Genomic DNA, 13789 nt, shown 5'->3' with positions numbered 1-13789 from the left:
GCTGTTTATTTAAATTGTGAATATATACAAAAACCCCGCAAACACTTGAATAAACAAGGTTGCGGGGTTTAAGAAACGAAAACAATCTAACGTTAAAAAATTAACGAGAGTAGTACTCTACGATGAATGCTTCGTTGATTTCAGCAGATAGTTCAGAACGTTCTGGAAGGCGAGTGAATGTACCTTCTTTTTTGTCTGCATCAAAAGTTAAGTAGTCAGGTACGAAGTTGTTTACTTCGATAGCTTCTGTTACTACAGCAAGGTTTTGAGATTTTTCACGAAGAGAAATCGTTTGACCTGGTTTAACGCTGAATGATGGAATATCAACGCGTTTGCCATCTACTAAGATATGACCGTGGTTTACTAATTGACGAGAACCACGACGAGTGCGTGCTAAACCTAAACGGTAAACTAAGTTGTCAAGGCGAGTTTCAAGAAGGATCATGAAGTTTTCACCGTGAACACCTTTCATTTTACCAGCGCGGTCAAATAGAGTACGGAATTGACGTTCGTTCATGCCGTACATGTGACGAAGTTTTTGTTTTTCTTGAAGTTGTAAACCGTATTCTGATAATTTTTTACGTTGGTTCGGGCCGTGTTGACCTGGTGCGTAAGGGCGTTTTTCGATTTCTTTACCAGTACCGCTTAATGAGATACCAAGACGACGTGATAATTTCCAAGATGGACCTGTATAACGAGACATATTGTTGTCTCCTCCTTTAAATTTGGTTTTTTTGTTGTAAAACAAAAACCAGTAGTACCCATTCTTATACGCATTTTATTTTCATGTATTTTCGCCTATGCAGCCGTTAGGTTACACAATACACCATCTATTTGTATCTGAGAGACTTTGTGAAGTAATACTCAGTAAAATAGAGGAATAAAATACAGTAATAAGCTCATACCACTGCTGCGTTTATTTTACACAAACTTCATTGTAACTGCTTATAGCGTAGACGTCAATTATTAGTATTGCTATTTTCAAAAAGGTCTATAGTAGGAATTTCCTTGAAAGTCATTTTACACTACTACGAAATGGTTAATGATACGGTATTAAATGTAAATTGTAAAAGTAAGGCAGAATTAAATAGTCAAAATGACACAAATTATGTATAATACATTATAAGTTAATAGTAATTGATTTGTACGTTATATAGAAAAGGTGATTTCATGACAGACCATTTACAAACGCTGAAATATATAAAATCTGATGTTTTGAGCATTTGGGTGAGTTCGAATGGAGGACTAATTAGTTTTAATGAGTATTTTTATTCATTTAAACAGTGTCTAAAGAAGCACTTGAAAATTGAAAATGCGGCATTTCTTAGCTTTGAAGGTAATAGTTTAATACCTGTGGAAGAATTAGCTAATTTGACGATTGAAACAAAACTAAATGCTGTGTCATGGCTAATGATAGAAGCTAGCTTTTACCAACAGAAAGTGGTGAAGCTTCCTTATATATTAAAAGAAAAAACAGCCTATAATATGATGACAGATATGGTGCTTTTCCAGGCGGAGGGCAAAGATCCTATTGGTGTGTTGCTTGTAGAAGCCACTGATACTTGGACGGACTTTATGACTTCGGATTATGGTGAAGAGTGTGTAGAAACGCTTACGAAAGTTTTACAACTACTGATTGAAAACCTAGAAGTAAAATTGAATGAAGACCAATATAGAAAACTTTATAATATGACGGACTTATTTCATTCAACAATGGATATTGATTTGATTTTAGAAAACGTTTTAAAAAATATTCGAGATAATTTCCCAGAATTTAATGTGGAGCTTATTTTATCCAACGATCAAGATCGCCATACGACAATCGATATAAAGCTTTTTGATTACTTATCTGAAAGACCTGCAACAATTGAAGCTTTTGTATCAGGTGAGTTGACAACTGAACTAGCTGGAGACTTAAATTGTCGATTATTAAACGCTCCTATAAAAGGGAGACAAGCCATTTATGGGATTTTACAAGTTAATGCGCCAACCACATACCTTTTTTCAGCAACTGAAAAAGATTTTGTGCGTATGCTCGCACAAGCATCTGGCAATGCACTAGAAAATGCCAAATTATATCATCAATCGCATCGCCTCGTAAGTGACTTACAACTTATCAATGAAACATCGCATCGATTAAATATGCGAATTGATATTAATGAAATGTTACTTTTCCTACAAAAACAATTAATGAAGTCTTTCCAACCAATGGAAGTTTGTTTCGCTTTTAAAGATAATGCTACCTATGTAGTGAAAGATGCTAGTACATCCTTATTTAAATCAGACGAAGGCAAGACTTATATAAATCATGTTGAACAACATTTTGAGCATACAAATGATCCACTGTTTATAGCCGATTTTAGCAGGTTAACCCCAAATCAAATAGAATATCGTTCAATTATGGCGATTCCTATCCTAATGGAGGAAAAAATTAATGGCTTTAGTATCGTATTACACAAAGAGCCGTATTTCTTTTCATTTGATAGTTTTAAGCTAATGCAATCTTTAATCCATCATTCTTCATTAGCGATAGCAAACTCTATTTTACGAAATCAGCTACAAGAAATGGTTGATCGAGATCATTTAACGAAATTATATGCACGTAGTTATTTAGACCAATTTGTAGAAAAATCATTGAAAACAGATCAATCAGGAATGTTCTTACTGATTGATATTGATAATTTTAAACGCATAAATGATACCTATGGTCATCAAATAGGTGATAAAATTCTCGTGCAAATTGCCGTGCAATTAGAGGAAACAATAGGTGCCAGTGGTATTTGTGCTCGCTGGGGTGGAGAGGAAATGTCGGTGTATGTGCCTAATGTTGATGAGCAAGAAGCTTTAGAGCTAGCATCAACAATAGTAGAAGTAATTCCGAATGCAACAGATCCTCAAGTAACAATTTCAGCAGGTCTTATTACATGGGATCAATTCTATAGACCAGCCTTTCAATCTGTTTTCCTACATGCTGACACAGCTTTATATGAAGCGAAAAACAATGGGAAAAATAGATTCTGTATTCATGATCGAACGTTACAAACAAATGCATAAACGATGTTTACAATAAATTTGCCCCGAAATGATATATTTATAATCCATTTCAGGGCATTTTTTAGTGGCTACTCGCGGACGTCTTTTAAATATGAAGCAGTAATGTTTTTACAAAATGTTCTAAGCCGAGTTGGTCATCAGTAGAAAAGCGATTTTTGATGGGACTATCAATATCAAGCACGCCCATTACCTTGTCTTGTTGAATGAGGGGAATGACAATTTCAGATTGAGAGGCAGCATCGCATGCAATATGCCCTGGAAATGCGTGAACATCATCTACGACAAGCGTTTCTTTTTTAGACACAGCAGACCCACAAACACCACGCCCAACTGGAATTCTCACGCATGCAGGTAAGCCTTGGAATGGGCCTAATACTAGCTCTTCCTCTTGTAATATGTAAAAGCCAACCCAGTTAATGTCAGGGAGGAATTGATTAAGCAAGGCAGACGCGTTGCTTAAATTAGCAATACGATCTGTTTCTCCAGTGAGTAGTGCATCTAATTGCTTTGCTAATGTATTGTATTGATCGACGATGGATCCTTCATAATTAATTTGTGTAAACATAATAGCACCTCGTTTAAAAGTTATATAATTGGAAATAAAGTTTTATAATGCTGATGTAGATCAACAGCGGTATGCGCATCAGAACCGAAAACGACAGGTAAACCGATCGTTTTACTATAATCGATAAAGGCAAATGGTGGATAAGGCTCTTGACAGTATGTTTTACTTAAACCAGCACTATTTAAATCTAACTCATATCCTTTTTGCTGCATAGTAGTTAATACTTCTTGAATGCGGACGGTATCATCAATTTTCGTATTATGGGCTAGTTGAAACTTATGAACAAGCGTTGGATGTCCGATGCGCTTCGGTTTGTATTGACCTAAATCTGCTTCGATAGATTGTAGGACAGTATCATAATATAAGTGATAAACTTGTTCAATAGAACCTACCTTTTTAGCAAAAGCTATAAAATTTTCAGCAGAAAAATCAATGCATTCATATGTGTTTTGCCATTGTAAAAAATGCACTGATAAAATAGAGTCATCTAAAAAATGCCCATATGTATCAAGGAATTTACGCGTTTCTTGCTCATAGCCTTGAATATAGTCTATCTCTAAACCAATACGAATGCGAATATCTTGTGCATATTGCTTTTGGAGCTGCTGTAAGTCCTCGAAATACGGCATTAAAAAATCTCGTTGCATTCCACTATCTTTTTCGGGTGTAGGGTCGCTAAAATTAGAGGGCAATGGTGCATGTTCTGTAAATGTAATATCCGTAAAGTTTTCAGCAATAGCTTTTTCAATATATTGTGTAAATGAATCAGATGTCCCATGTGGGCAATACGGGCTATGGATATGGCCGTCTCTTTTCATACATATTACACTCCTTTAACTAGTAAAATGATAATTACATATTTATGCTCTATGTTCAATGACATAGGCGGAACTGTCAATATGTAGGTCGTGAATACACTTTTCTGAAAATCACTTAAATTTTAGTACAAAAGGCGAAAACATAGTATATAATGTATACAACTAGCCAATTCGTTTATTGTAGAATAGGAGGCTTACGATGGAGTATATCATCATTCCAATTATCCTACTATTAATTTTAGCCATAGTAGGATTAATGATGCGAAGAAAACATACAACAATCATTTCACAACTAGAAAATGAAAAATTACAAATACAAAACAATCCCATAAATGAGGAAATTTCCAAAGTTAAATCTTTAAACATGAATGGTGAAACAGAGGAAATGTTTGAACGGTGGCGTAATAGTTGGGATGAAGTCATCGATGTACATATGACAAAAATTGATTCGCTTCTATTCGACGCTGAAGATCAAATCAATCGTCTTCGTTTTAAAAAAGCAACGTTGATAGAACGTGAAATAGAAGACTATATTCTTAAGTGTGAAAAAGATAGAGATAAAATCTTAGAAGAACTTAATGAATTAATTGGCAGCGAAGAAAAAAACCGTATTGAAATTGAACAGCTCAAAGAATATTATCGATCAGCACGTAAAACATTGCTTGCGCATCAACACTCATTTGGTGTAGCTTTACCAGCACTTGAACAAAAATTAGAAGTGTTTATTCAAAAATTTGAGGAATTTGATGTACTCACAAGCGAAGGAAATTATTTGCAGGCACGTGAAATTGTCATTAGCTTGAATCATGAATCACAACAGACATTTGAATACATCAATGACGTTCCAACTATTTTGACAGAACTGCAAGTAAAGTTACCAGGTGCAGTTCAAGAATTGCGCAATGGTCAACGTGAAATGGAAGAACAATCGTACTACTTGCATCATTTAGAGCTAACAGAAGCGTTGGACAAACTGGAAGTTGAATTTGCTACGTTAAAGGGTGAACTTGCGGAGCTGAATTTAACAGTTGTTAAACCTCGTGTTGCTGAAATAAATGAAGAAATTGACCGTTTCTATGATTTACTTGAAAAAGAAGTCATTGCTAAAAATTATGTAGACCAAAATTGTGAGCGATTATTAGGATCCATTACGAATGTTATTAGCTCAACGCGATTAGTTAGTGATGAAGCAACATTTGTTCAGCAAAGTTACCATTTGAATGAAAAAGATGCTGAAATTCCAAAGGCTGCTTTAAAACAATTAGAAGCACTCCAACGCCGATATGATTTATTGGCAATGCGTGTCTCTGAGGAAAAATCGGCTTATTCAAGTCTACAAGAGGAATTAATTGAAATTAGCGAAGAACTAGAGCGTATCCACGAAGAGCAAGGGCATTTATCAAATACAATGAAAAAGCTTCGCATTGATGAAAATAAAGCTCGTACACAAGTGGAAAACTTGAAAAAAACATTACAAGAAACAGATCGCCTGTTAAATAAGGCAAATATTCCAGGTATTCCAGAAGAGATGGATGCTCGTTTAGATGAGGCTGCTGAGCATATTTATATTGTCATGCAAAGTCTACAAGAAGTACCACTTAACATGGGAACAATTCATAATAACTTGAATGCAGCGACTCTTTGTGTTGATGATGTGCATTCGAAGGCACATGAATTGATTGAGAATGTCATGCTTATTGAACGTATCATACAATATGGCAATCGTCACCGTGCAACGAATCCAAAATTAAATGCTCGTTTAAAAGAAGCAGAACAAGCATTCCATCAGTACCGTTATGCGAAGGCTTTAGAAGAAGCTGGGACTGCGGTAGAGGAAATGGAGCCAGGTGCATTAAAGCGTATAGAAGCAATTGTTGCAGAAGAGACGCTAACAAAGTCTTAAAAGTTCGAAGTGAATAAAAGAAAATAAACAAAAGAAACAGCTACCTAAAAAGTGACGTAATGAACTTTTTAGGTAGCTATTTTATTTATTGCTACGTAACGTTAGGCTTAGCATAACTGGTCAAAAAAAGTAAATATATTCGTGCAATTCTATGATCGAAATAAATAAAAATGGGTAGTTTTTTTCATTATAAAGGTCATAAAAAAGAGACGATAAATGACTAAATCAGAATAATTAGTAGTCAATCGCGACAGATTGCGTTATGATAAATACCGTTAAATCAACGTTTTGAAAGTGTGTGAAAAATAATGAAAGTTAATACAATTTATCTTGATAATAGTGCTACAACAAAGCCTTACAAAGAAGTAATGCAGACGTTTATGGCAGTGAATGAACAGTATTATGCAAACCCTGCATCGATTCATGCCATGGGCGTAGAATCAAACGAATTATTAATGCGTGCGCGTGAGCAAGTAGCAGATATTTTGAAGACTGAAGCAAAAAATGTGCTATTTACTTCAGGTGGTACCGAGTCTAATAACACAGCAATTATTGGTTTAGCACGTGGCAACACACATAAGGGTAAACATATTTTAACTACGGAAATAGAGCATCCTTCTGTGTTAGAATCAGTCAAACAGCTGGAAAAGGAAGGCTTTGAAATAGAGTATTTACATGTAAATGCACAAGGTGTAATTTCATTAGATGAGCTAAAGGCAAAAATACGCAAAGATACTATTTTAGTTAGTATGATGCATGTAAATAATGAAATGGGTGCTATTCAACCTATTTTTGAAGCAGCTACAATCGTCCATGCAGAAAGTCGAGCGGCGTTCCATGTCGATGCAGTACAAAGCTTCGGAAAATTACCTTTAACATTTAAAGGTGAGGAAGGTCCTGATTGTATTACAATCTCTGGACATAAAATTCATGGATTTAAAGGCTCGGGTGTCTTAGCATTCCGAAAAAAAATGCAATGGCAACCATATGCTTTAGGCGGAGGACAGGAATTTGGTTTGCGTAGTGGCACAGTTGCTGTTCCGCAAGCAGTAGCACTGTCGAAAGCAGCTCGTATTGCAGTGGAAACAATGAATGAACGTGCAGAAAAATACCGTAAATGGCAGCAGGAAATCCGTGCTGAGCTAGAGCAATTTGGTGACATTGTGCATATTTTATCTACCCCAGAGAGTGCAGCTCATATTTTATCATTTAGTGTTCGTGATTTAAAAGGTGAGGTACTTATAAATGCCTTACAAAAATATGGTGTCATTGTATCTACATCAAGTGCTTGTTCGTCAAAGCAAACAAAAACTAGCCATGTTGTAGAAGCATTAAATATTGATGAACATTTTAAAAAGGGTGTTATTCGTGTGAGCTTTGGCGCACATGTAACATCTGAAGGCATAGAACAATTTATACTAGCTATCAAAAAAGTATTGATGGAACTAAAAGGAGAACTTTTATTATGATTTGGAAAGAAATATTAATTCGTTATGGCGAACTATCTACAAAAGGACGTAACAAAATGGATTTTATTCGTCGTTTACGTGAGAATATTCGTTATGCGTTTGCAGATTTAGGGCATTTACACATTCGTACAGAACGTGATCGTATGTTTATCGCCATTCAAGATGAGGCACAAATGAATGTCTTACTAGAAGGATTACCGAAAATTTTTGGGATACAATCATTTAGTCCTGTTGCTGCTTGTGACAAAGATATGGATGCCATGAAACAGCTTGCGATTACGATTATGGATACATTTAAACATGAACAATTAACTTTTAAAGTTGAAGTTAAACGTACAGATAAAACATTCCCATTAGATTCTCACAGTATTCAGCGTGAAATTGGTGGCCATGTTTTACCTCAATATCAAAATTTATCAGTAAAAGTGAAACATCCAGATGTAGAGCTACGAGTGGAAGTGCGCCACGATTCGACTTATATGATGGCGCAAGTTATTCCAGGCGCAGGTGGTATGCCAGTTGGCTCCAACGGAAAATCATTATTAATGCTTTCAGGAGGGATTGATAGTCCTGTTGCAGGCTATTTAATGATGAAACGTGGTGTACGTCTAGAGGCAATACATTTCTTTAGCCCACCATATACAAGTCAAAATTCATTAGAAAAAGTAAAAGTGCTAGCAAATGAGCTAACAAAATTCGGCGCAAGTATTCGACTACATGTTATTCCGTTTACAGAAATCCAAGTACTTATTAAAGAAAAAGTACCGTCTAATGTGTCTATGACTACAACACGTCGTATGATGTTAAAAGTTGCAGATAAAGTACGTGAAGAAATTAACGCACTTGCCATTGTAACAGGTGAAAGTCTTGGACAAGTAGCAAGTCAGACGCTTGAAAGTTTGACTGCTATTAACGCAGTAACGAATACACCGATTTTACGTCCGCTTATATCGAATGATAAGTTAGATATTATTGAAATTGCGGAGAAAATCGGCACATATGAAACGTCGATTCAGCCATTTGAAGATTGCTGTACAATTTTCACACCTGCTAGTCCGAAAACGAAACCAAAGCTTGAGAAAGTAGAGCATTATGAAAGCTTTTCTGATTTCGATGAACTAATTGAGCGTGCTGTGAAAAACCGTGAAGTTTACATTTTTCCGAAAAAAGAGCAGCCTACAGATAAATTCGCAGATCTTTTATAAAAAAATTACGGATGTAAAAAATAAATTCATCGTTGTTTTTCATTTATTTAAAAACGCCATTTAATAAGAAGGAAACCGTCTCAAAATCGTATTTGAGACGGTTCTTTTTTTAATTTTCTAGTCAATTTCCTTTAGAGTTACATTTTACCTTTATTTTTTTCGTATTAAAAAACAAATATCGCACATTCTATAATCACAAGGAGGTGAGACAGACATGACAAACAACAATGGTAGTTCAAACAAGCTTGCAGTACCTGGTGTACAACAAGCACTTGATCAAATGAAATACGAAATTGCACAAGAATTTGGTGTTCAATTAGGAGCTGACGCTTCAGCTCGTGCTAACGGTTCCGTTGGTGGTGAAATCACTAAACGTCTTGTACAAATGGCAGAATCTCAATTAAAAGGTATGCCAAAAAACCAATAATTGCAGAATAAGTAATTATTGAACTTAAAACCAGTGACCGTAAAAGGCACTGGTTTTAGTTTGTTTAAATTTAGTTTTTTTATGCCATATGATTACATGCATACATATAACAAAAAATTTACGCTATTAATACAATGATTTGAAAGTTGAAGCCGTTTTTTGAATGTCATTACTTTCGCAAAGAGCGGAAATAACAGCCACACCGTCTGCACCTGCTTTAATAACATCAGGTGCATTCTGGCAGTGGATGCCACCAATTGCGACAATCGGCAGCTGCGGATACATGCATCTTGCTTGTTGTAAAAATTCCGTTCCACAAGGTAGTTTGGCATCGATTTTAGATGTGGTTGCATAAATAGGGCCAATACCTACATAATCTGCCCCATATTTTAAAGCAACTTGCAATTCAGTAGCTGTATGGACAGAAACACCAAGGATCATTTGTCCAATTTTTTGTCGTACTAGTGAGATGGGATAATCATCTTGGCCAATGTGAATCCCATCTGCATTGAGCTTTAGGGCAAGGTCGAGATCATCATTCACAATAAAGGGAACGTTGTATTTCCTGCATAGATTTTGGCATTGACGTGCAAAATGTTCGTAGGGCTCATTCGTCAATGCATATTGTCCTTTTTCACGAAATTGAAACATCGTAATGCCTGCTTGCAATGCTGCCTCAAGTATTTCTAAAGGTTGTCTATTTTTCACATTCGCTGTACCCATTATAAAATAAAGCTGTAAGTCACTGCGTTTCATGTATGGTCACCTCGCAAGTATCATGAAACTTTTTGTAAGCAAAATGATTCGTTGGTCCATTGCCATTTCCAATCGATAAATCATGGCTAATGGCTAGCTGAATAAATTTCTTGGCTTCAATAATTGCTTGTTTTAAAGGCATTTTCCGACCAATAAAAGCGGTTAATGCAGCAGAAAATGTACATCCCGTTCCGTGCGTGTTTTTCGTTGTAATTCGAGTAGATTGCATTGAAAATGTTTCGCCATCTTCAAAAAATACATAATCCGTTGCAAAATTATCGTCATGTAAATGTCCACCTTTGATAATGACACATTGAACACCTAATTTTAATAATGATTGTGCAGCTTGCTGAATGTCTGATAAATTGTGTATTTTTCTAGCAGTAAGTGTCTCTGCTTCTGGGATGTTAGGCGTTACGATTGTAGCAAGAGGTAATAAAGCTTCTTTTAATGCTTCAACTGCTTCTTGTTGTAATAAGTTTTCGCCACCTTTGGCAATCATCACAGGATCAACGATAAGGGGAATATTTAAATTAGATATAGCTCTTGCAATTGTATAAATAATATCAGAGGAAAAAAGCATTCCTGTTTTTACTGCACTAATTGGAAAATCATCTAGGAGTGAATGAAGTTGTTTATTTACAAAAGCATGTTCAATTGGAAGCACACCGTTCACTCCTAAGGTGTTTTGTGCTGTTAAAGCAGTTATAACGGATGTCCCGAATACATCTAATTCCTGAAATGTTTTTAAATCAGCTTGGATACCAGCTCCACCACCACTATCTGAGCCAGCTATTGTTGTTACAATATGCATTATTTTTCACCGTCCTTCGATAAACGGTGTAACTCATTTAAGACCGATACTGCAAAATCACCGTTATATGGCGCAGATGAGGCGGCATGTTCAGCAACTTTTTTATAGCTCGTTAATGTATTGCACAACTGAGAAAATGGCTTATTGCCTGCAATATAAGCTGCACAGCAAATGGCACTTAACAAACAACCAGTTCCTGTAACTTCTGTCATTCGAAAATGTCCGCCAATAATCCATTTGGAATGCTCTCCATCAGTTATAAAATCCTTTTCACCAGTTACAATAACGATACAATTATATTTTTTAGAAATTTCTTTCGCTTTATCTTCAACTGAAATGGAACCGCTGCCACTATCTACTCCTTTTTGTTGCCAACGAACATCAGCAATAGCGGCAAGTTCACCGATATTACAGCGAATAACAGCAAAATGAACGGCTTCTAATAATTGCTGTACCGTTTGTTTACGTAAATTTGTTGCTCCAACACCAACTGGGTCCAAAATAACCGGTACACCTAGCGCGTTTGCCTTTTTTCCAGCAAGTAACATCGATTCTTTTGTACGGGTAGTGAGTGTGCCAATATTAATCAATAGGGCTGATGCAATCGATACCATCTCCTCAACTTCCAGAGATTCATCTGCCATTACAGGTGAAGCACCAATTGCTAATAAGCCGTTTGCTTGAAAATTTGCCACAACATAATTTGTAATACAATGAATGAGTGGCTGTTTTTTACGAATAGTTTGAAAAATCATCGTAGTCCTCCTTTTTTGGATGGACGTAAGCATGCAAAAAGCTCTTTTTCGTGCAAAGTATACACGTAAAAAGAGCTTATCATCAATAATAAGATGTGTGTTGCTCCCTACGTCAGTATTAACTAACAGGTTCAAAGGGTCAGGTTTTACCTTCTCAACTCACTAAGAGTCCCCCTGCAATCATGAAGTTTTAGTTGTCCAAAATGTAACATACCTATCCACAGTATTCAATAGCGTTTTATCATTATCTGGAAAGCAGTGACTGATGCCATATAATAAACCATGATAATTGTCATGACTTTCTTAAAATAAGGTTCATCCATTGAAAATCATAAAAAATGAGTTTTATAATAAACCTAGCAATAAGGAGGAAGTTATTATGAAAAGACAGGATTTAATCGCACCAGAATGGTATAACATTGTTGAGGAGATTGAGAAGTATGCTCAGGACCCTACTAAAAATGCATTAATTGTTTATAACAATCACGAAGAAATTCAACACATTACATATGCAACTTTACTTGAAAAAGCAAATCAGGCGGCCCATGTATTTACTTCGCAAGGACTAACAAAAGGCGACGTGCTTTTAGTTATGGTTCCAAGATCTGTCGAGGCATATATCGTCTACATAGCGGCTTTGAAAGCGGGCTTAACGATTATCCCTAGTTCAGAAATGTTACGTACAAAGGATATTGAATATCGAATCACACATGCAAATGCAAAAGGAATAATTGCCTACGAGCCATATATTGAGCAATTTGACGAAGTAAAAAACTTAAATGGTATTTTGCAATATGTTATTGGACATGCTCATGCACCATGGCAGCCGTTGCTTGAAAAAATGGAGCAGCATCCTACAGACTATACGAATCCTACACCGACAAAAAGTACAGACAATGCTTTTTTAGCCTATACAAGTGGGACAACTGGCAATCCTAAGGCAGCTGTTCATACGCATAGCTGGGGTTATGCTCATTTACGGACAACAGCACCGAATTGGTTAGGTGTGCAAGAAAATGATATAGTATGGGCTACTGCGGCACCTGGCTGGCAAAAATGGATTTGGAGTCCGTTCCTAGCAACTTTAGGAAGCGGTGCAACAGCTTTTGTTTATAAAGGCAAATTTGATGCATCAATTTATTTGTCATTGCTTGAAAAATTTAAAGTAAATGTATTATGTTGTACACCGACAGAGTATCGTTTTATGGCAACACTCAATAATTTACAGGACTATAATTTAAGTGAGATTCGCCAAGCTGTATCAGCGGGTGAACCACTGAATAGTGAAGTTGTAAAAGTGTTCTCAGAAACGTTTGATATACAGGTTCGTGATGGTTACGGCCAAACGGAAAATACGTTACTTGTTGGGACAATGGTTGGCATGGAAGCGCGCGTCGGCTCAATGGGTAAACCGACACCAGGAAATACAGTAGAAATAATTGATGACCTAGGACATCCTGTGTCTGAAGGTGTTGTTGGGGATATTGCAGTGCATCGCGAAACACCTGCACTCTTTAAAAAATATTTCCAAGATCCTGAACGCACAAACCTACAATTCCGCGGAGATTGGTATATAACTGGAGACCGTGCCTATAAAGATGCTGATGGCTATTTTTGGTTTGAGGGTCGCGGAGATGATGTCATTATTTCTTCAGGCTATACAATAGGGCCATTTGAAGTAGAAGATGCATTAATGAAACATCCTACAGTAAAGGAAGCTGCTGTTGTTGCTAGTCCAGATGAAGTAAGAGGAAATATTGTTAAGGCATTTATAGTCCTTCGTGAAGATGAGACTGGGGATGAAACACTTATTAAAAAGTTACAAAACCATGTGAAATTAATGACTGCACCATATAAATATCCACGTGCGATTGAATTTGTAGAAGCGTTACCGAAGACTGCATCTGGTAAAATTCGTCGTGTCGAATTACGACAACAAGAAAAAGCTCATTACACACATCAATAAATATTTCCTAGGAAATAAAGTCGGAAAATCAAAGTTCATGTTTTTTTATGAACTTTT

General features: G+C 36.2%; 12 protein-coding genes and 1 riboswitch. Of the genes, 6 read left to right on the top strand and 6 right to left on the bottom strand.

What is annotated here, in order from left to right; translation table 11 throughout:
- Positions 1 to 100: 100 nt before the first annotated feature.
- On the bottom strand, positions 101 to 703 hold the full coding sequence (gene rpsD / locus ACIQXJ_RS14165) for a 30S ribosomal protein S4 (protein ID WP_053485007.1): 603 nt from the start codon (positions 701 to 703) through the stop codon (positions 101 to 103).
- Between the two features lie 467 nt (positions 704 to 1170).
- Here rpsD and ACIQXJ_RS14160 point away from each other — a divergent pair, with 467 nt between their 5' ends.
- Positions 1171 to 3054: a sensor domain-containing diguanylate cyclase gene (locus tag ACIQXJ_RS14160; protein ID WP_401009064.1), complete on the top strand. Its 1884-nt coding sequence runs from the start codon at positions 1171 to 1173 to the stop codon at positions 3052 to 3054.
- Between the two features lie 85 nt (positions 3055 to 3139).
- Here the strand turns inward: ACIQXJ_RS14160 and ACIQXJ_RS14155 are convergent, their stop codons facing one another.
- Both ACIQXJ_RS14155 and hisJ read right to left on the bottom strand, forming a co-directional pair.
- On the bottom strand, positions 3140 to 3619 hold the full coding sequence (locus ACIQXJ_RS14155) for a GAF domain-containing protein (RefSeq protein ID WP_403054607.1): 480 nt from the start codon (positions 3617 to 3619) through the stop codon (positions 3140 to 3142).
- Between the two features lie 20 nt (positions 3620 to 3639).
- Positions 3640 to 4437 (bottom strand): histidinol-phosphatase HisJ, encoded by a 798-nt coding sequence (gene hisJ / locus ACIQXJ_RS14150; protein ID WP_403054605.1) that lies wholly within the window; start codon positions 4435 to 4437, stop codon positions 3640 to 3642.
- Between the two features lie 199 nt (positions 4438 to 4636).
- Here hisJ and ezrA point away from each other — a divergent pair, with 199 nt between their 5' ends.
- The 4 genes from ezrA (at position 4637) to ACIQXJ_RS14130 (ending at position 9441) form a co-directional block, all read left to right on the top strand.
- A complete protein-coding gene (gene ezrA, locus ACIQXJ_RS14145; RefSeq protein ID WP_403054603.1) occupies positions 4637 to 6340 on the top strand; it encodes a septation ring formation regulator EzrA in 1704 nt (567 codons plus the stop codon).
- 308 nt (positions 6341 to 6648) lie between these two features.
- Positions 6649 to 7809, top strand: a complete 1161-nt coding sequence (locus tag ACIQXJ_RS14140; RefSeq protein ID WP_403054601.1) for a cysteine desulfurase family protein — start codon at positions 6649 to 6651, stop codon at positions 7807 to 7809.
- Positions 7806 to 9014: a tRNA uracil 4-sulfurtransferase ThiI gene (gene thiI, locus ACIQXJ_RS14135; protein ID WP_403054599.1), complete on the top strand. Its 1209-nt coding sequence runs from the start codon at positions 7806 to 7808 to the stop codon at positions 9012 to 9014. The genes ACIQXJ_RS14140 and thiI overlap by 4 nt, the downstream gene beginning before the upstream one ends.
- Positions 9015 to 9228: 214 nt before the next feature.
- Positions 9229 to 9441 carry an alpha/beta-type small acid-soluble spore protein gene (locus ACIQXJ_RS14130; protein WP_173477551.1) on the top strand — a complete coding sequence of 71 codons (213 nt, stop codon included), beginning with the start codon at positions 9229 to 9231 and terminating at the stop codon, positions 9439 to 9441.
- A 126-nt stretch (positions 9442 to 9567) separates the two neighbouring features.
- On the opposite strand, the gene thiE is transcribed toward ACIQXJ_RS14130, so the two are convergent.
- Genes thiE through thiM form a run of 3 tightly spaced genes read right to left on the bottom strand, consistent with a single transcriptional unit; the run spans position 9568 to position 11766 of the window.
- Positions 9568 to 10197 (bottom strand): thiamine phosphate synthase, encoded by a 630-nt coding sequence (thiE, locus tag ACIQXJ_RS14125; protein WP_403054597.1) that lies wholly within the window; start codon positions 10195 to 10197, stop codon positions 9568 to 9570.
- A complete protein-coding gene (gene thiD, locus ACIQXJ_RS14120) occupies positions 10184 to 11011 on the bottom strand; it encodes a bifunctional hydroxymethylpyrimidine kinase/phosphomethylpyrimidine kinase (RefSeq protein ID WP_403054595.1) in 828 nt (275 codons plus the stop codon). The genes thiE and thiD overlap by 14 nt, the downstream gene beginning before the upstream one ends.
- A complete protein-coding gene (gene thiM / locus ACIQXJ_RS14115; RefSeq protein ID WP_403054593.1) occupies positions 11011 to 11766 on the bottom strand; it encodes a hydroxyethylthiazole kinase in 756 nt (251 codons plus the stop codon). The genes thiD and thiM overlap by 1 nt, the downstream gene beginning before the upstream one ends.
- A gap of 87 nt (positions 11767 to 11853) precedes the next feature.
- Positions 11854 to 11952: riboswitch (TPP riboswitch) on the bottom strand.
- 193 nt (positions 11953 to 12145) lie between these two features.
- On the opposite strand from thiM, the gene mbcS reads away from it, so the two are divergent.
- On the top strand, positions 12146 to 13732 hold the full coding sequence (mbcS, locus tag ACIQXJ_RS14110) for an acyl-CoA synthetase MbcS (RefSeq protein WP_403054591.1): 1587 nt from the start codon (positions 12146 to 12148) through the stop codon (positions 13730 to 13732).
- Positions 13733 to 13789 lie beyond the last annotated feature (57 nt).

It is taken from the genome of Lysinibacillus sp. NPDC097868 (assembly GCF_044761135.1).
Lineage (GTDB): Bacteria > Bacillota > Bacilli > Bacillales_A > Planococcaceae > Lysinibacillus.
The sequence above is the reverse complement of the archived record's forward strand: the minus strand, read 5'-3'. Positions and strand labels throughout refer to the sequence as shown.

Coding starts and splice junctions, on each gene's coding strand:
- rpsD (WP_053485007.1), bottom strand. CDS start 703: ATGTCTCGTTATACAGGTCCATCTTGGAAATTATCACGTCGTCTTGGT.
- ACIQXJ_RS14160 (WP_401009064.1), top strand. CDS start 1,171: ATGACAGACCATTTACAAACGCTGAAATATATAAAATCTGATGTTTTG.
- ACIQXJ_RS14155 (WP_403054607.1), bottom strand. CDS start 3,619: ATGTTTACACAAATTAATTATGAAGGATCCATCGTCGATCAATACAAT.
- hisJ (WP_403054605.1), bottom strand. CDS start 4,437: ATGAAAAGAGACGGCCATATCCATAGCCCGTATTGCCCACATGGGACA.
- ezrA (WP_403054603.1), top strand. CDS start 4,637: ATGGAGTATATCATCATTCCAATTATCCTACTATTAATTTTAGCCATA.
- ACIQXJ_RS14140 (WP_403054601.1), top strand. CDS start 6,649: ATGAAAGTTAATACAATTTATCTTGATAATAGTGCTACAACAAAGCCT.
- thiI (WP_403054599.1), top strand. CDS start 7,806: ATGATTTGGAAAGAAATATTAATTCGTTATGGCGAACTATCTACAAAA.
- ACIQXJ_RS14130 (WP_173477551.1), top strand. CDS start 9,229: ATGACAAACAACAATGGTAGTTCAAACAAGCTTGCAGTACCTGGTGTA.
- thiE (WP_403054597.1), bottom strand. CDS start 10,197: ATGAAACGCAGTGACTTACAGCTTTATTTTATAATGGGTACAGCGAAT.
- thiD (WP_403054595.1), bottom strand. CDS start 11,011: ATGCATATTGTAACAACAATAGCTGGCTCAGATAGTGGTGGTGGAGCT.
- thiM (WP_403054593.1), bottom strand. CDS start 11,766: ATGATTTTTCAAACTATTCGTAAAAAACAGCCACTCATTCATTGTATT.
- mbcS (WP_403054591.1), top strand. CDS start 12,146: ATGAAAAGACAGGATTTAATCGCACCAGAATGGTATAACATTGTTGAG.